The sequence below is a fragment of the Cohaesibacter marisflavi genome (assembly GCF_963665895.2).
GTDB classification, from domain to species: domain Bacteria; phylum Pseudomonadota; class Alphaproteobacteria; order Rhizobiales; family Cohaesibacteraceae; genus Cohaesibacter; species Cohaesibacter marisflavi.
In genome coordinates, this window is sequence record NZ_OY762534.1 from 937353 (window position 1) to 955590 (window position 18238).

The 18238-nt window shown below is 53.5% G+C and carries 15 protein-coding genes; 6 read left to right on the forward strand and 9 right to left on the reverse strand.

The window, feature by feature from the left end; genetic code table 11:
* The 5 genes from ntrX (at window position 1) to hflX (ending at window position 6463) form a co-directional block, all read left to right on the forward strand.
* Window positions 1-1371 (forward strand): nitrogen assimilation response regulator NtrX, encoded by a 1371-nt coding sequence (gene ntrX, locus ACKPCT_RS05480; protein WP_319568618.1) that lies wholly within the window; start codon window positions 1-3, stop codon window positions 1369-1371.
* A 226-nt stretch (window positions 1372-1597) separates the two neighbouring features.
* Complete coding sequence (gene trkA / locus ACKPCT_RS05485) at window positions 1598-2974, forward strand: Trk system potassium transporter TrkA (protein WP_090071369.1); 1377 nt, start codon at window positions 1598-1600, stop codon at window positions 2972-2974.
* A gap of 23 nt (window positions 2975-2997) precedes the next feature.
* The gene (locus ACKPCT_RS05490; protein ID WP_319568619.1) at window positions 2998-4461 is read left to right on the forward strand and encodes a TrkH family potassium uptake protein; all 1464 of its coding nucleotides are present in this window, start codon (window positions 2998-3000) and stop codon (window positions 4459-4461) included.
* Between the two features lie 349 nt (window positions 4462-4810).
* Complete coding sequence (gene hfq, locus ACKPCT_RS05495; protein ID WP_090071364.1) at window positions 4811-5065, forward strand: RNA chaperone Hfq; 255 nt, start codon at window positions 4811-4813, stop codon at window positions 5063-5065.
* 54 nt (window positions 5066-5119) lie between these two features.
* Complete coding sequence (hflX, locus tag ACKPCT_RS05500) at window positions 5120-6463, forward strand: GTPase HflX (protein ID WP_319569388.1); 1344 nt, start codon at window positions 5120-5122, stop codon at window positions 6461-6463.
* A gap of 86 nt (window positions 6464-6549) precedes the next feature.
* On the opposite strand, the gene mazG is transcribed toward hflX, so the two are convergent.
* Together mazG and mnmD are read right to left on the reverse strand one after the other, a co-directional pair.
* On the reverse strand, window positions 6550-7389 hold the full coding sequence (gene mazG, locus ACKPCT_RS05505) for a nucleoside triphosphate pyrophosphohydrolase (RefSeq protein ID WP_090072147.1): 840 nt from the start codon (window positions 7387-7389) through the stop codon (window positions 6550-6552).
* A gap of 61 nt (window positions 7390-7450) precedes the next feature.
* Complete coding sequence (gene mnmD / locus ACKPCT_RS05510; RefSeq protein WP_319568620.1) at window positions 7451-8152, reverse strand: tRNA (5-methylaminomethyl-2-thiouridine)(34)-methyltransferase MnmD; 702 nt, start codon at window positions 8150-8152, stop codon at window positions 7451-7453.
* Window positions 8153-8259: 107 nt separating this feature from the next.
* On the opposite strand from mnmD, the gene ACKPCT_RS05515 reads away from it, so the two are divergent.
* Entirely contained in the window at window positions 8260-9438 is a 1179-nt protein-coding gene (locus ACKPCT_RS05515; protein ID WP_319568621.1) for an NAD(P)/FAD-dependent oxidoreductase, read from the forward strand.
* A gap of 694 nt (window positions 9439-10132) precedes the next feature.
* Here ACKPCT_RS05515 and ACKPCT_RS05520 read toward each other — a convergent pair.
* From ACKPCT_RS05520 to ACKPCT_RS05550, 7 genes are all read right to left on the reverse strand, one after another.
* On the reverse strand, window positions 10133-10939 hold the full coding sequence (locus tag ACKPCT_RS05520) for an MBL fold metallo-hydrolase (RefSeq protein WP_319568622.1): 807 nt from the start codon (window positions 10937-10939) through the stop codon (window positions 10133-10135).
* A 28-nt stretch (window positions 10940-10967) separates the two neighbouring features.
* The gene (locus tag ACKPCT_RS05525) at window positions 10968-11744 is read right to left on the reverse strand and encodes a TatD family hydrolase (RefSeq protein ID WP_319568623.1); all 777 of its coding nucleotides are present in this window, start codon (window positions 11742-11744) and stop codon (window positions 10968-10970) included.
* An 8-nt stretch (window positions 11745-11752) separates the two neighbouring features.
* A complete protein-coding gene (metG, locus tag ACKPCT_RS05530; RefSeq protein WP_319568624.1) occupies window positions 11753-13315 on the reverse strand; it encodes a methionine--tRNA ligase in 1563 nt (520 codons plus the stop codon).
* A gap of 182 nt (window positions 13316-13497) precedes the next feature.
* Window positions 13498-14586 (reverse strand): DNA polymerase III subunit delta', encoded by a 1089-nt coding sequence (locus ACKPCT_RS05535; protein WP_319568625.1) that lies wholly within the window; start codon window positions 14584-14586, stop codon window positions 13498-13500.
* Window positions 14587-15303 carry a dTMP kinase gene (tmk, locus tag ACKPCT_RS05540; RefSeq protein ID WP_090073536.1) on the reverse strand — a complete coding sequence of 239 codons (717 nt, stop codon included), beginning with the start codon at window positions 15301-15303 and terminating at the stop codon, window positions 14587-14589. It lies immediately after the preceding gene.
* Window positions 15304-15416: 113 nt separating this feature from the next.
* Window positions 15417-16574, reverse strand: coding sequence for a D-alanyl-D-alanine carboxypeptidase family protein (locus tag ACKPCT_RS05545; protein ID WP_319568626.1), 1158 nt, complete (start codon window positions 16572-16574; stop codon window positions 15417-15419).
* 218 nt (window positions 16575-16792) lie between these two features.
* Window positions 16793-18013 carry a septal ring lytic transglycosylase RlpA family protein gene (locus ACKPCT_RS05550; RefSeq protein WP_175528095.1) on the reverse strand — a complete coding sequence of 407 codons (1221 nt, stop codon included), beginning with the start codon at window positions 18011-18013 and terminating at the stop codon, window positions 16793-16795.
* Between the last annotated feature and the right edge of the window lie 225 nt (window positions 18014-18238).

Sequence of the window (18238 nt, forward strand, 5' to 3'; positions counted from 1 at the left end):
ATGGCGGCTGATATTCTCGTAGTCGACGACGAGGTCGATATTCGTGAGCTTGTTGCAGGGCTTCTGGAAGATGAAGGCTATGACACACGCATGGCGTCACACAGCGATGAGGCGTTGGAGCTGATCGAGCAGCGGCGACCATCCCTGATCTTTCTTGATATCTGGCTGCAGGGCTCTCGCCTTGATGGGCTTGCCTTGTTGGCGGTCATCAAACAAAAGCATCCCGAACTGCCGGTTGTCATGATTTCCGGTCATGGTGGTGTCGAAACGGCGGTGGCTGCCATCAAGCGTGGTGCTTATGACTTTATCGAAAAGCCCTTCAAGGCTGATCGTCTCATTCTGGTCGCCGAGCGGGCGCTGGAAGCCTCAAGCCTGAAGCGCAAGGTGAAAGATCTGCAGTCGCGCAGCGGCGGGGAGACCAAGCTAGTCGGCTCGTCAAGCCCGATGAACAATCTGCGTCAGATGATTCAGCGCGTTGGCCCGACCAACAGCCGCGTATTGATCTCTGGTCAGTCCGGTTCGGGCAAGGAACTGGTCGCACGTTGCATTCACCAGCAATCGCCGCGCTCCGAAGCGCCTTTCGTGATTTTTTCCTCCATTCAGTTTGCTATGGATGATCTGGAGTTTCAGCTTTTCGGTACAGAGGCCGATGGGACAACCCAGCGCAAGGTGGGGGCTCTGGAAGAGGCTCACGGCGGCACTCTTTATCTGGAGGAGATTTCCGATCTGCCCCATGAAATGCAAAGCAAACTGACTCGGGTATTGACCACCGGCAAGTTCATTCGTGTTGGCGGCAGCAAAGCTGTTCAGGTTGATGTGCGAGTGATTTCTTCCACGTCGCGTAACATGGAGGGGCTTATTTCAGAAGGCGTGTTCCGTGAAGATTTATTCCATCGTCTGAGTGTGGTGCCGCTTGCCGTGCCGCCTCTGGCTGAGCGACGCGAAGATATCCCTGAACTCGTTTTGCATTTTATGGAGCAGCTTTCCTCGACCTCTGGCCTGCCTGCGCGCAAGATTGGCGAAGATGCCATGGCCATTTTGCAGGCGCATAACTGGCCGGGCAATATTCGCCAGTTGCGCAATAATATCGAACGGTTGCTGATTCTGACCAAAGGGGATGAGAATGCGGTGATCACCGCTGATCTGCTGCCTAATGAGGTGGGGGAAACTGTTCCGAGCATTCCTGGAGGTGGAGAAGCTGGAGAGCAGATTATGTCTCTACCGCTCAAAAAGGCGCGTGAGGTGTTCGAGCGTGAATATCTCAAGGCGCAGATCGCTCGATTTGGCGGAAATGTCTCGCGTACAGCTGAGTTTGTCGGCATGGAACGCTCGGCGCTGCATCGTAAACTCAAGAGCCTCGGTGTGGTCTAGAAGTGGCCAACCAGCGCTCGATTTGGCTCTGTTTGCGCCTATTGCCTTCTTATATGAAGAGAGCTATGCGTTTCTTTCATTGGGCTTGGTGTGAAAATATGCAATAAAGCCCGGATGACATTTCTCATGGAAGCTGACCTTTGGGGCCGGCGCCTTGGGGCATCGAGTTCAATTCGCCTTTGCCTGCCGCGCGCGGTGGTCTGGCGATAAATGAAAGCGGTCAGTTATGAAAGTGGTGATTTGCGGCGCAGGACAGGTCGGTTACGGCATTGCCAAGCATCTGTCATCGGAGCAGAATGACGTTACGGTGATTGATAGTTCTCCGCGGCTGGTTGCGGCCATTCGGGACACGCTGGATGTGCGTGGCTATGTGGGCCATGGGGCTCATCCCGATATCCTGGCGCGAGCCGGCGCTAAAGAAGCTGACATGATCATTGCTGTCACGCTTTATGATGAAGTCAATATGGTCGCCTGTCAGGTGGCGCACTCCATTTTCAATGTGCCAACCAAAGTGGCGCGTGTGCGTGCGCAATCCTATCTTGAAAAGCATTATGCGGATCTGTTCTCTCGCGAGCATCTGCCGATTGACGTGATCATTTCGCCAGAAGTGGAAGTGGGGGAAATGGTGCTGTCGCGCATGGCGATGCCAGGAGCGGAAGATACCGTGCGGTTTGCCGATGGTGAAGTGCTGATGATCGCGATTGATTGCGAGGAAGAATGCCCTGTTGTCGATACGCCATTGCGTCAGCTGACCGAGCTTTTCCCTGACCTTAAAGCGGTCGTCGTTGGCATCCGGCGGGACGGGCAGCTTTATGTGCCTCATGCCGAGGATCATCTGCAAGCTGGCGATCTGGCTTATGTGGTTGTGGCGCGTGAGCAGGTCTGGCGTACTCTGAGCATCTTTGGTCATGATGAGGATCAGGCAAACAAGGTTGTTATCGCTGGTGGTGGCAATATCGGACGCTATGTGGCGCTGGCCATTGAAGAGCGCAGAAAGCGCACCCGCGCCAAGGTCATCGAATTTGATCGGGATCGCGCGATCAAGATTGCCAACGATTTCGAAGACACAATCGTGTTGCAGGGCAGCGCGCTTGATCAGGACATCCTGAAAGAAGCCGACATTCGCGAAACCGATACGATGATTGCGCTGACGAACAATGATCAGGTCAATATTCTTAGCTGCGCTATGGCCAAACGACTGGGCTGCGCCCGTACCATGGCCCTGCTCAACGATTCCCACTATTCCGATTTGGTGCATGATCTGGGCATCGATTCAAACGTTAATCCGCGCTCGGTGACCATTTCAAAGATCCTGCAGCATGTGCGCCGCGGGCGTATTCGCGGGGTTCATGCGGTTGAAGACGGGGCGGCCGAGGGCATTGAGGCTGAAGCGCTGGAAACATCACCACTGGTTGGGCGCCCATTGCGAAGCGTCGAGTTTCCGGATGGCGTGCGCGTGGGGGCCATTTTCCGGCGCAATGCGGTTTTGATGCCGGATGGTGACACCACCATTCAGGCTGGTGACAGGGTAATCCTCTTTGCGCTGGCCGACCGTGTGAAACAAGTGGAACTGCTGTTCCGCGTCAGCTTTGAATTTTTCTGAGTTCTGATTGAGGCTGTGCGCGGATGACCGCTATTCTCTATTACCTCTCCATTTTGCTTGGTGCGCTCGGTGGGCTAATGCTGCCCACTGCGCTCGTCGCACTGAGTGCTGGTGATACTGAACTTGCGGAAGGCTTTTTGCTCACATCCGGCCTGACGGGCTTTCTCTCGGGCGGGGTCTATTTTGCCTTGCGCGGGCAGGAAAGGGAGATGCTCAATCAGCAGACCTTTCTTCTCTGCGTTCTGGCCTGGTTGGGGCTGCCTGTTGCTGGCGCCTTTCCTTTCGTTCTGACCGGACAAATGGAATGGGTCGATGCCTTCTTCGAGGCGGCATCGGGCATCAGTACGACGGGTGCGACCATATTGCAAACGCTGGAGAGCGTGCCAAAGGCGATTATCTTCTGGCGGGCCATTCTGCAATGGTTTGGTGGATTTCTCACGCTGTTGAGCTTTCTTCTGATTTTGGCCCCTAGTGGCGTGGGCGTGATCCGAGACACCTACAGCAAGTTTATGGAGCAGAGCCTTGGCGATGAAATTGGTTGGACATTCAACGTTTTAAGGCAGGTTGGTAGTGCGTATGGTCTGGTAACACTTACGCTTGTGGTTCTGTTGGTCGTTGCGGGGATACCGCCTTTTGATTCCACCTGCATTGCCTTTTCGACTATTTCAACGGGAGGCTTTTTGCCCGTGGATGGGGCTATCGGTGAGCATTATAACAACCGAATGGCCGAGTTCATCATCGCAATGGGGATGATCGCCGGTGCGTCGAGCATTGTGTGGCATCGCATGGCTGTGCGGAATAAGCTGCGTTTTCTGGTTGAACATAGAGAAAGCTATATTCTTTTCATTCTGATGTTTGGCGCCGGGCTTGTCTACTCCATCACCTTGTTCCAACTGGCCGGTGGCGCTAGCGTTCTGGCTCCGGGGGCGGCCTTGCGGCAGGGCTTCTTTGCCGCCATTTCGTTGATATCAACGACAGGGTTCGAGTTGCGCCATGCGGACGTCACAGTCTTCCCAGGCCTTTTGGTCATCAGTCTTGCCATGATGGGCGCGACTTCTTTTTCCACGGCAGGGGGGCTGAAAATCTACCGTATGTTTGCGCTCTTCATGCAACTCGTCAGCGAAGTGAGCCGGCTTTTCCATCCCAACAAAATCCGCAAGGGCTGGATCGGTCATGCCAAACCAACAATCCAATTCATGAATGGCGTTTGGACATCGCTTCTGCTCTCTATCATTCTGATTGCCATCGTCTCTGGTGTCGTTACGACCAGCACAGGCTATCTTGAAGGTGGCCTCATCGCCACGATTTCGAGCTTTGCCAATATCGGGCCGCTCTACAGCACGAGCTGGGCGCAGACGGCTGATTGGCCGCGCTATTATGAAATGACGCCGCTTGTCAAATATGTTCTGGCAGGGACGATGCTTATCGGGCGGATGGAAATTGTTGTCCTGCTGGGGGCGTTAAATTTCAAATTCTGGTACAGATAGTGCTTTATAACGCAACACAATGGTTGGTTTTTGGTAGGAATGCATGAATTGGTTGCGATTGCGACTTGGCAAGCAGGTGGTTTTGTTTAAACTGAGGGCTTGAGAATCGTTATCGTTTGATACTCTCGAGTTTGAATGGCGCGGTTGTTAAGACGGTTTGTGGGGGACAGTCTAGCAATCATTCATCATTTTCCCCCAAGATGTGTGGACAATCCAGACTTTGCGGCATTGCTTAAATAAAAGAGTTATGCTCAGACTGGTTTAATCTTACGGACTACGTCATAGTGATGGTTCAAACTAGGTTGGAATAAGACCGAGTGTTGAATTAAAAGAAAATAAGGCAGGACACATGGCAGAACGAGCCCAGAACCTCCAAGATACCTTTCTCAATCATGTCAGAAAAACAAAGACACCTTTGACTATTTTTCTGGTCAACGGGGTCAAGCTGCAAGGCGTTGTAACCTGGTTTGATAATTTCTGCGTACTTCTGCGCCGTGATGGTCATTCTCAGCTGGTTTACAAGCATGCCATCTCGACGATTATGCCGAATGGGCCGCTGAGTCTGTTTGAAGGCGGTGAGACTGGCGAAAAGGCTGAAGGCTGATTGTCAGATTCAGGTGAATTCGAAGGGCAGGACGAGCGTAAAGGTCCGCGCAAGATGATCGAGCGTGGTGCCGTGGCAACGCGTACTCTCGTTCTGGTTCCCATTCTATCGCAACATTTGCAGAATAAGGCTGCTTCCGAAGGGCGTATTATCCGCCGGACGGATGAGTCACGTCTGGAAGAGGCGGCAGGACTTGCTGCTGCCATCGAGCTGGATGTTGTCGATGTTTTGCGCGTACCGCTCAATGCCATTCGCCCCTCGACCCTGATCGGGAAGGGGAAGCTGGAAGATATCTGGGATATTATTGATAGGGAGAAGGTTGATCTGATTATTATCGATCATCCACTATCACCTATTCAGCAGCGCAACCTTGAAAAGGAATGGGATACCAAGGTTCTGGATAGAACCGGGCTCATTCTCGAAATTTTCGGACGTCGCGCCCAGACCAAAGAAGGTCGGCTGCAGGTCGAACTTGCGCATCTCAATTATCAAAAAGGCCGGCTGGTTCGTAGCTGGACCCACCTTGAAAGACAGCGCGGCGGTATCGGTTTCATGGGCGGTCCCGGTGAAACGCAGATTGAGGCTGACCGAAGAGCCCTGCAAGAAAAAATCAATCGTCTGGAGAAGGATCTCGAGCAAGTGCGCCGGACGCGCGGGCTGCATCGATCCAATCGCCAGAAAGTTCCGCATCCGATCGTTGCGCTTGTCGGCTATACGAACGCGGGCAAATCGACATTGTTCAATCTGTTGACCGGGTCAGGCATCTTTGCCAAGGATCTGTTGTTTGCAACGCTCGACCCGACCTTGCGCACGATGGTTCTGCCTCACGGGCGTCCGGTTATCCTGTCAGATACGGTCGGGTTTATTTCCGATCTTCCAACACATCTGATTGCCGCCTTCCGTGCGACGCTGGAAGAAGTGCTCGAAGCGGACGTGATATTGCATGTGCGCGATATCGTGCATGAAGACACCAATGCGCAAGCCGAAGATGTAGCCAACGTATTGCACGATCTTGGTATCGAGATCGACGAAGATCCACGCGTGATTGAAGTCTGGAATAAGATTGATCTGTTGCCCGAGGAAGAACGGCAAACTGTCATGGAGCGCGCAGCCTCTCAGCAGCCATCGCGTGCAACGGGGCAATTGCAGCCTGTGGCCGTTTCAGCTGTTTCCGGGCAGGGGACAGATGTTCTGTTAGCCGAGATTGAAGACAAGCTCGGCGAGGATGACAATATTCTCACGCTGCATCTGGGCTTTGAAGATGGGGAGGGGCTTGCGTGGCTCTATCGCCATTGCGACGTTCTGGACCGCACCGATGGTGAAGAGGGCATTGATTTGCATGTGCGGGCGCAAGACAAGGTGGAAGCCGAACTGCGCAACCGGTTTGACGTCGATTGATTACCGGCAAGGATGCTGTTTAGATACCGCATCGTCACGAAATTCAAAAGGCCTCGTCCATTTTGGGCGGGGCCTTTTTGTTGGGCTCAATCGCGTTCTTTTTTGGCTTCCTGCCAGAGATCTTCCATTTCGTCCAGGCTGGCATTTTCCAGACTGCCTCCGCGCTCGGAAAGTTCGTTTTCGATATGGCCGAAGCGATCGCGGAATTTCTGGTTCGTATAAGCCAGCGCTTCATCCGGGTCTACATCGAGATGGCGGGCGAGGTTGGCAACGGCGAAAAGCAGGTCGCCGATCTCGTTGCGTACAGCCTTTTCATCCATTTCATGAAGGATGAGCTCGTTGCGCACTTCTTCCACTTCTTCGGCAATCTTGTCCAGAACAAGCAGCGGATCGTTCCAATCGAAGCCAACCTTGCTGGCTTGCTTTTGTAGTTTGACGGCCGCCTTCATGGTTGGCATGCCGCGCGGTACAGCAGAAAGAAAGGTTTTGTCCTCGTCAGTCAAACCCAGCGCCTGGCGTTCACTTGCGCGCTCGGCTTTTTCCTCGGCCTTGATGGCTTCCCATGCCTTGCGGACCATGCCTTTGTCACGGGCGTCTGTGTCGCCAAATACGTGCGGGTGGCGCCGGATCATTTTCTTGGTGCTGGCTAAAACGACGTCGCCAAAATCGAAGCTGGCCGGGTGGTCTTCCATTTCCTTGGCCATCTGCGCGTGGAAAACAACCTGCAACAAAAGATCCCCCAACTCATCACGCATGTCATAGAGGTCGTTCCGCTCGATGGCGTCCTGCACTTCATACGCTTCTTCGATGGTGTAAGGGATGATGGAGGCGAAATCCTGTTCGATGTCCCAGGGGCAACCAGTCTCCTTGTCACGAAGGCGGGCCATGATTTCGACAAGCGTTGCTATGTCGCGTGAGGGTTGAATTGTCATTTTTGAACTCAAGACTTATTTGAGGTGGGGCGCCTTTTGTGGCGTATGGAATGACTCACCTTGAGCCGGTGATCATGTCCCGTTTATGCCCAAAGCCTTTGCGCTTTGCAATGGAGAAACCTGCTGATTGCAGGTTGCGCCTTACCCAGCCTGCAGCCGTGTAGCTGGCGAGAGTGGCTTCAGGGTTGGACGCATCATAGACCGATTGCATCAGGGTTTCGGACCAAAGTTCGGGATTGGTCTTGGGGTTGAATCCATCGAGAAACCACGCATCGATGGAAGAGGGGATCGTCTTGATCCCATCGGCGGCATCTCCGATATAGAGATGAAGCGCGACAGAGTTAAAGTCGAATTTTAGCCAGCCCTCCCTATTTGGCTTCCATTCTTCAACCAGTTTGTTAGAAAGCTCTGCTAGGTCGGGCCAGGGCGAAAGCGCTTTGGCAAGGCTCTCTTGGTCGAGCGGATATTTCTCAAAGGAGATGTAGGTGAATGAGGGCGTATCGCATTGCTGCGATGGGGTGCTCAAGGTATCGCGCCATGCCTGCCAGGTGGCGAGAAAATTGAGACCCGTTCCAAAGCCGAGCTCGCCGATGGTGACGGATTGTCCCTTGAGCCAGCGCTCCGGCAGCCTGTTGCCATCTATGAAGACATAGCGCGTTTCATCAAGGCCGTTTTCCCGCGAGTAATAGGTGTCGTCAAAGCGTGTGGATTTAGGGGTCAAATTGCCCAGCCAGACGAGTTCAGGAGGCTTCGCCATATCAATTTTCCGTTCGATCGATTAGGGTACGGCAACCTTAACAGTGGAAGCCTAGAGCGTGGTGTCCGGCATCATGCCGCTTCCTTTCATAAGAAGAAATATGAGCTATGCCAAGTCCTCTCAATTCCTCATCATCCACTCATTTTGATTGCCTCGTTGTTGGCGGTGGCGTGTTTGGTCTTTCCATTGCCAGAGCCTGTTTGGGCGAAGGCATGAGCGTTGCACTGGTCGATAAACAAGAGATCGGGCAGGGTGCAAGCTATGGTCTTCTGGGAGCACTCTTGCCCCATATGTCGGAAAGATGGAATGAGAAAAAAGAGTTTCAATTCAATGCTTTGAAAAATCTTTCTGAAGTTAAAGTGTTACTTGAAGAAGAGACTGGTCTTTCCATCGGTTATGATCGCTGCGGACGGGTCGTGCCGCTCGGTACCGAGGCACTGAGAGAACGCCATGAGGTGCGATCCAAAGAAGCAGAAGTGCTCTGGCATGGAGCCGAGACCGGCTATTATCACAAGGTTTTCCCGCAGGATGATCTGGGGGGCTGGCTTAATGCTGAGCTGTGCCCGGAAGGATATGCGTTTGACAACTTTTCTGCGCGTGCCAACCCGCGAGCTTATTGTGAGGCTGCTCGGGCTTCTGTCATCAAGCGCGGTGGCGTCGTTATGGAGAATGCTGAAGTGGTCGACGTCAAAGATTTGGGTGAAGGCGCTCAGGTGACGCTCGCCAGCGGAGAAACGCTCTCGGCTGGTCTTGTGGTGCTGTCTGCGGGCTATAAGAGTTTCCCGATGATCGAGGCACTGACAGGCATAGAGGATCTTGGTATCGGCGTTAAGGGGCAGGCGCTGATTGCCAAGGTAGGACAAAAACCCGGTCTGCCGGTTTTGTATGACCGTACTGTCTATGTGGTTCCGCATGATGATGGCGTCTGTGCCATTGGCAGCACCACAGAGGAAGAATGGGACGATGAACACAGCACAGATGATCGCTGCGATGAAATCTGGGCCAAGGCGCTCAATCTGTGTCCGATGTTGGAAGGGGCCGAAATCATGCAGCGCTGGGCCGGAATTCGTCCCAAGGCCACAAAGCGCGATCCAATGGTTGGCTTCTTGCCGGGCTCGAAAAGCATCTTTGCTGCGACAGGTGGTTTCAAGATTGGCTTTGGCTTGGCCCATGCCATCGCTCAGGTGTCTGTCGAGCGCCTTGCCAAGCTGGAGCCTACATTGAAGCTACCAGACTCCTTTGAGGCATCAAGCCATCTCAATGGCAAAGCCTGGGGCCAGAAGTAAGCACCGGCAACCAGGGCTACAGTTCAAGGCAATCATACAGGCCGCCAGCGTTTGAGCTCTGGCGGCTTTTTTATATCATGTCGAGGGAGGGGCCATAGCCAATGCCGTTCGAGCGAAGATGCGTGGCGGGCATCCATGACACCGCCGTTTGTTTATATCAATAATTCGCATAATCTATATTATGGAACTAAAATTATTGAGGTGGCGATTGGGCGGGTGTACTCATGTTTGGCGTCATGGTCTAAAGAGTCTTTAGAGTCAGGATGATATCCATAAAAATTGAAGCAATCAATCCTTTGCTTTCATCCCTTTAAGTGACAGATGCCACAATGGCTTCTGTGCGTTCTATTGCTCCTGAGGTGAAAGTTATACGGACAAAATCGATCTCTATTTCTTTGCAGAAGCTTAGAGATTGTCCGGTCATATGCGTGTTCCTGTGTGAAAGGCGCTCGCCAATGACGGCGGCGGCGTCTCTCTGTCAGGAGCAATCGCTGGGAGCGATAGAGATGTGTGCGGCTATGGATGAAAGAGAGTTTTGAAGCGCCTGCTTCTCAACGCATGACCATGGTTTGTCTGTACCACTTCATATGCCCCACTGTGTAATATGGACACAGAGGACTATGAGTGAGCGCCTAGTTCGTTTATTGGCAAGCGTTTATGCGATACCTGCTTCAAGGAAGCTGACTGAGGATCTTTAGAAGGAAATGGTCAGGCCGTCATAGGCTGGAATGACATTGTCTGGCAGCGTGCGGCGCAGCGTTTCATAATCCATATCGATATGCATATGGGTTAGAATGGTCTTCTTGGGCTTGAGACGCTCAGACCATGCCAAAACCTCATCCAGTGAGAAATGACTTGGATGTGGTGCATAGCGCAAGGCGTCGACGATCCAGACGTCCAGATCCTGCATCATGGCTATGGTGTCCGGTTCCAGATCACTGACGTCAGATGAGTAAGCCAGATTGCCGATGCGAAAGCCGAGCGAATGGATATCGCCATGCACCTGATTATACGGATGGGCCTCAATCGTGCCTGCCGGTCCATCGACACAGACCCTATCGCCATGGGTGATCAAGGCTGGATCAAGGATCGGAGGATATTTGCTTCCCTCTGGCGTCTTAAAGCAATAGCCAAAGCCCTCTTGCAGACGCTTGAGTGTCATCTCGTTGGCGTAGATCTTGACCCGTTCGCGCCGATTGAAAACAAAGGCGCGCAGGTCGTCGATGCCGTGGGTATGGTCTGCATGGGGATGGGTATAAAGAACACCGTCGACCCAATCGATATGTTCACGCAGCATCTGCTCGCGAAAATCCGGGCCGGAATCAATCAGCGCACGGGTGACCTGCCCGTCTTGCCATTTTTCAATGAGCGCTGAACAACGGGTCCGCCGGTTCTTCGGGTTGTTCGGATCGCATTTGCCCCAGTCGTTGCCCACACGGGGCACGCCGGGCGATGATCCGCAGCCCAGAATACGCAGCTTAAATCCGTTGTCCTTTGTCATTGTTCATTGGTTCCTGCTACCTGTTGCCTTATCGCGTTGCTTTGCTGAACAGGCGGAAGAAATTGTCCGTCGTGATCTTCGTGATATCTTCCAGAGACACGCCCTTTACGTCAGCCAAGACCTGAGCAGTATTGACCACATAGGAAGGCTCATTGCGTTTGCCGCGATATGGCATTGGCGCAAGATATGGCGCATCGGTTTCCACCAGCAATCGATCCAGAGGTACGTCTTTGATGGTATCGCGGATTTCCTGACTGCGCTTGAAAGTCAGAATGCCGGAGAGGGAGATATACAGCCCCATTTCCAGCGATCGCATGGCCAACTCGCGATTGGAGGAATAGCAATGCAAAAGGGCCGGGAAGGCCCCCTCCTCCATGCCTTCCTTCAGGATGGCGATGGTATCGTCTTCGGCGTCTCGGGTGTGAATGGACAAAGGCAGCCCAGTCATCCGCGCTGCCTTGATATGACGGCGAAAACCTTCGGCCTGCGCTTCACGCGGGGCATTGTCATAGAAATAGTCAAGACCGACTTCGCCGATGGCCACGCATTTGGGATGCTCGGCCAGTTTGGCGATGTCTTCGGCACTATAGTCCAGCTCTTCATCCGCATTATGCGGATGGGAGCCTACGGAACAGAAGACATTGTCATAGCGCTCGGCGATGGCCTTGATTTCATCGAATTTCTTGATGCGTGTGCATATGGTGACCATATGCCCGACGCCAGCCAATTCGGCGCGGCGTACGACATCGTCCAGTTCTTCCTTGAAATCAGGAAAATCCAGATGACAATGGCTATCAACCAGCATGATTTAGTCTATGCCTCGTTTTCTTCGGTTTTTTCGACATAGCGCGGGAATACAGGGCTTGGCTTGTCAATCGGTGTGCCTGCTGCCAGGCGGCCGACCGGACCAAGAGACGCGAAATCGCGCTTGTCAGATGGAAGAGCAAAGAGATCGAGCAGCTTTTCTGCCGATTCCGGAATATAAGGCTGAGCAAGAATGCCGACCTGACGAATGATCTCGGCCGTAACGTAAAGCACGGTGTTCATCCGGGCTGGATCGGTCTTGCGCAGTGCCCAAGGTTCTTGGCTTGCGAAATAGCGGTTCGCTTCGCCCACTACATCCCATATGGTTTCAAGCGCCTTGTGAATCAACTGCTTGTCCATGAATTCACGACATTTTTCGAGCATGGCGTCAGCCTGATCGAGCATTGCCTGATCTTCAGCGCTGAATGCGCCCGGCTCCGGCAGAGCCTTGTCGCAGTTCTTTGCGATCATGGAAAGTGAGCGGCTGGCAAGGTTGCCAAGATCGTTGGCAAGGTCCGCGTTGGTGCGGTTGACGATCGCTTCGTGGCTGTAGTTGCCATCCTGACCGAATGGCACTTCACGCAGGAAGAAGAAGCGAGTCTGGTCCAGACCATATTCCTCGATGAGGCCAAACGGATCGATCACGTTGCCGACGGATTTGGACATCTTTTCGCCGCGGTTGAACAGGAAGCCGTGGGCAAAGACGCGTCCGGGGATATCAAGGCCCGCAGACATCAGGAATGCTGGCCAGTAAACCGTGTGAAAGCGGATGATATCCTTACCGATGATGTGGGTCGCGTTGCCCCAGAAGGTCTTGAACTTGTCTGCATCGATATTGGGATAGCCCAGCGCGGTGATATAGTTGGTCAACGCATCGACCCACACATACATGACATGTTTGTCATTACCCGGAACCGGAATGCCCCAATCGAAGGTCGTGCGGGAAATGGACAGATCGCGCAAGCCGCCTTTCACAAAGCTGATGACTTCGTTGCGGCGCTCGGATGGCCCCATGAAATCGGGCTGAGCCTCATAAAGGGCGAGTAGCTTGTCTTCATAAGCAGACAGGCGGAAGAAGTAGCTCTCCTCTTCAGTCCATTCAACCGGAGAGCCTTGCGGGCCATAACGCACGCCATCTTCGCGAAATTCTGTTTCGCTTTCAGCATAGTAAGCTTCATCGCGCACCGAATACCAGCCAGCATAGCTATCCAGATAGATATCACCATTGGCTTCCATGGCCTTCCAGATGGCCTTGGACGCTTCATAATGGCGCGGCTGCGTGGTGCGGATGAAATCATCATTGGACAGATTGAGCGCCTTGGCCATTTTTTCGAAGACCGGCGCATTCTGGTCAGCCAGCTGAGCTGCCGTCATGCCGAATTTCTCGGCCGTCTGCTGCATTTTCTGGCCATGCTCATCGGTGCCTGTGATGAAAAAGACCTGATGTCCATCAAGGCGTTTGAAGCGTGCCATCGAGTCCGTTGCCATCATTTCATAGGCGTGCCCGATATGTGGTGCGCCATTGGGATAAGAGATAGCTGTGGAGATGAAAAACGGAGATTTGTCAGTCATGCCGATGGTTGTCTTCTATCGTTGAGTGGATTTTCGCCCATAATGCGACGGTTCAGTTGTTTTTGCCAACGATGGCCGCAATCAGAGCATGGAATTCTTTCAAAAGGTTTGTGGGCGAAGGGGCGCGTATCGTCAAGGATTTTTGTGCAAATGATGGTGGACAGAGCCCAAACTTGTGCGAATTAGCGCTCACCGCGCGATGCTTTGGCCAACATGCGCATGACTTCTATGACGGTTTGCTTCTTGTCCAGATTAAATATACGGGTCTGCTGGATCTGCTCTCGTGCTTCATCCCAGACGCGTGCAAGCGGATAGAGATCGGCGCCTCTCGTGCCGTCCACGCCGCTTTTTTCATGCAATTGACGGCTGAGATAGCGGTGCACTAAATCGGAAAAGCCGTCGAAGCGTTCGTCCTTGCCACGTTGGGCTACGGTTTCAGCGAAAGCATTGAGCGTTTCATAATCGGGATTATAAGGGGGCGCCAGCATGCGCTCGAAGGCGTGAATGAGCACCAGCCCTTCATCCGATTGCAGCTCTGCGGCCTTGCGAATGGACCCATCGCAGCTCTGGCTGAGCTGTTCTATCGTGTCGGCTCCTTCCGCAATGCCTAGCCCCGCTATTGCGTCACTGAGAGCCGGATTTTCCAGCGGCGAAAAGCCAAGGCGTCGACAGCGCGAGCGGATGGTTGGCAGCAAACGGCCGGGAGCATGGGAGATCAGAAAGAAGAGCGTGCGGACGGGCGGTTCTTCAAGGATTTTCAAGAGCGCATTGGCGGCATTGTTGTTGAGGTCATCCGCCGGATCGACGATACAGACACGCCAGGTTTTCTCGCCGGCTGTGGAGCCGAAAAAGCGCACGGTCCTTCTTACTTCATCGACGGTGATTTCCGTTTTAAACCGCTTTGACTTCTGGTCGTAGGGCCTGTCGATCACCAGAAGGTTCGGGTGGGCCAGATTGGTAACAAGATGCACGGCCTGACAGTCATCCGGACTGTCCAGACGCGTTGGGGCAGCCATGTCGCCCAAGAGCCCGCCACCTTGAGGTGCCATCCCCTCATTGAAAATGAAACGGGCTGCGCGGAATGCAAATGTTGCTTTGCCAATGCCCTTGGGCCCAGTCAGAAGCCACGCATGATGCATCTTGCCTGATTGCCAGGAGGACAGGAATTTTTGTTCTTCTTCCGTATGGCCAAAGAAGAGCCGCTGCCGATGCGGAGGCTCCAGATCGGGCAAGATATCATAAATCGGAAAATCCAGATCTGCTTCCGCCATTTAACTCTCTTCTGAAGTATCAGCCGTCTGATCAGATGAAGAAGTTTGAGAGCCCGTCGCGGCCCCCTGCTCTTTTGACAGCAATTCATGGTCAACAACCTGCCAGATATCCTGTGCGATTTCATCGATTGACTGGGAGGCATCAATCACCTTACATCGCTTCGGATCCTTATAGGCAAGGGACAGGAATGCATTGCGTCGGTTCTCATGTACAGCCAAGGCTTCGCGCTCGAACCGGTCAGCGGCTTCGCCTTCTGACCTGCGGCTATTGGCGCGCGCCATGCCGATTTCCGCCCGGAGATCAAGGATAAAGGTGATGTCTGGCTTTGCGCCATCAATGGCGAGGCGCTCGAGCATATTTACCAGCTCTTCGGAGACCTCTTTGTTTTCACCCTGATAGATGCGGGTGGAATCCATGAAGCGGTCGCACAGAACCCATTGGCCCTCTTCCAGTGCTGGTTTTATTTTGGTGTCGACATGGTCGGCGCGGGCTGCGGCAAAAAGAACAGCTTCGCCGCTTGGCGGAATGCCCATGTCTGCAATTGTGCCAGAGAGAAGCAATTCCCGCATGGCTTCGGCCTTGCTTGAGCCGCCGGGCTCGCGGGTCTGAATGCAATCAATGCCGTTTTGAGCAAGCCGTTCGGCAAGAAGGCGGATTTGCGTTGACTTGCCAACGCCCTCGCCGCCCTCAAAGGTGATAAATTTTCCAAGCGCCATTGCTGAGCTCGCTCCCGATCGGCAAACACCGTGCCATTCTATCTGGCATGGTCGAGTGAGGGAATCGCTTCCCTCATGCTGGTTTCGAGCTTAGCTTGTAGCAGGAAGTCGGCTCAGAACCAACCAAGCACAAGTTCTTTCAACGCTCCGATTGCACGTTGGGTCGTTGTTCCGCGTCCAACGCTCTCTCCTGTGATCAAGGGAGCCTCATAGATCAGCTTGTCATCGTTCCAGACCTTGAGTGTTGCGACCTCGACGCCCTCTTCAATCGGAGCCTTGATCGGGCCATCATAATAGACACGAGCCTTGAGGCGGCCTTGCTGTGCCCGTGGCATAAAGAGGCTGACGGGACGTTCGCTGACCAAGAGGACTTCGGACTTGTCTCCGCCAAAGACGCTTGCATAGGCGACTTCTTCATCCGGATCGAAAATGCGTTGAGAGGTGAAGGCCCTGAAGCCCCAATTCATGATCTTGCGCGCTTCTTCGCGGCGCTCTTTTTTGGATTTCATGCCGGTCAATACGGCAATCAGGCGTTCGTCACCGCGTTTGGCCGAAGCGACAAGGCCGTAGCCAGCCGCTTCTGTGTGGCCGGTTTTGAGCCCATCGGCCCCTTCGGTGAAGCCGAGGATCGGGTTGCGGTTATGTTGTGTGATGCCGTTCCAGGTAAATTCTGGAATGGCGAAATAGTGGTAATATTCAGGATAGTCATCGATAAGGTGGCGGGCGAGTTTGGCCAGATCCTTTGCGGTCACCATCTGCCCCTCTGCAGGCAGACCCGTGGAGTTCATGAAATGAGAATGCGTAAGGCCGATGTCCTCGGCACGCTTGTTCATCAACTGCGCAAAGGTTTCTTCGTTTCCGGCCATGCCCTCGGCAACCGCGATGCATGCGTCATTGCCGGACTGCACGATGATGCCGTGGAGCAGCGCATCAAGCGGCACCATGGAGCCCAGCTTTGCGAACATGGTCGAGCCGCCGGAATTGGCTCCACCATCGCGCCAGGCATGCTCGGAAATGTAGAATTCTGACTCAAGGGTCAGCTCGCCGGTTTTCAAAGCATGGAACACCACCTCAAGCGTCATCAATTTGGCCAGAGATGCGGGGGGAACCTGTTCATCCTCGTCCTTGGAAAAGAGTACCGAGCCGGAATTCCAGTCTATCAGATAGGCGTGCTTTGCCGCTGTCTGATAGACCTGTGCCTGCACAGCGGTTTGAACCGAAAAAGTGGCCGCTATGAGCAGAAGCATAAGACGGGAAAATCTTTTAAACATTTCGTTGAGCATCCTTCCCCCCTCAACGTTAGGTATGAAGCCAGCGCGGTATAGGCGCTGACAGGCATGCTTGAACAATACGTCGAGGCTGACAAGTCACCTTTGCGTGTACCATCCAGTTGGCGCGATAGTAGCTTAAGTGGGCGCAAAGAAAAAGGAGAGCATCGCTACTCTCCTTGAAAAATCTCGATATTTTTGCGAAACGCAACGCTTGGCTGTCAGCTGAGCCCTAATCGATGTCTCAAAGCGGCAATGTCATTCCATTTTACACCGGGCTTGAGTTTGCTGATCTCAAGAGAGACGGAACCATCGGGCTGATCACTGATATCAACGGCGGCAAGCAGGGCAAATTCCTCGGCGAGTCGCATGCCATAGGATTGCGTGAAGGTGCCAAGATGCTTCATTGATTTCTGAGAGGCGATATCAGGTGTCTGCGCGATGGCTTGCGCTTTTCTCTTTAATGCCGCGCTCAGGTTGGACTGTTTGTCGCCCGTCATGAGACTGTCGATGGCCTGATACCCTGCTTCAACACGCCGGGAGGTGTCTGGCGCATAGTTCAGCTGCACCGGAGCCATGCTCGCCAGTTCCAGAGGCGCGGCAACATTGCCCATGCCTTCGGGCGGGAAATAGCCATCTCCTACGAGATCCACCGGAGCCCAGCCAGACGTTGGTGCCTGGGCAAGATCAACCGGGCTTGGGCTCGGCGCAAAGGCTGTTGCGTCCGGCGCCCCCAATTGTGGCAGGTGAGCCAACAGGAAGTTGGAAGACTGCCTTTGCGGCTTCGATTTGGGAACAGACGCAGACGCCATCATTACAGGTGCCTCAGAGCCAGTAGTGCCACCACCGGTTGGCAGGTTTTTGCGGTCGTTGCCGATTGGTTGGCCCTTGTCCCTGAAGGAATCCTCCAAGAATGCTGTGTCGTGACCATCCATGCGCGCCCTGCCCACATATTGAACGCGAACATTGGTGATGCCATCATTGATGAAATCAAGCTTCTGAGCCACGCGTTTGGACAAATCGATGATGCGGTTATGCGCATAAGGGCCGCGATCGTTGACGCGGACCAGAGTCGACTTGCCATTTTTGAGGTTGGTGACCCGCACATAAGAAGGAAGCGGTAACGTCGGATGTGCCCCTGTCAGCGAGTTCATATCAAAAATTTCGCCATTGGCCGTCAACCGGCCATGGAAATCGTCACCATACCAAGAGGCCTTCCCTGTCTTGTTATAAGACGGTTGATGCTTGGGCACATAGGTTCTGCCGGCTACCTTGTAAGGTTTGCCGATTTTGTAAGAGCCACCACCCTTGCGGAAATCGCCCTTCTTCGTCGCGACGCGCGCACTGGCAGAAACGCCGTATTTGGGATCAACTTTGCTTTTACTCGATCCTGAGCAGCCCGAGAGCGCGATGCCTGCTACGCCAAGAAGCGTCAGAACCATGCCCGTGCGGCAATTTTTTCGATTTGAAAACAGCACTTCAAACCCCATTGATGGCTTTTTAAAAAGCGGGATCCGCTTGTTTTTATGGAATGTCGACTTCATTTTGGCATGTCGACAAAACTCATCATGTTGACGCCGGCTTTCACTCGAAGTTGTTTTACCCCTAATCATCAAGGTTAACAACACAAGCTGTGCCTATTTCTACGACGATAGCTCGCAAAAGTT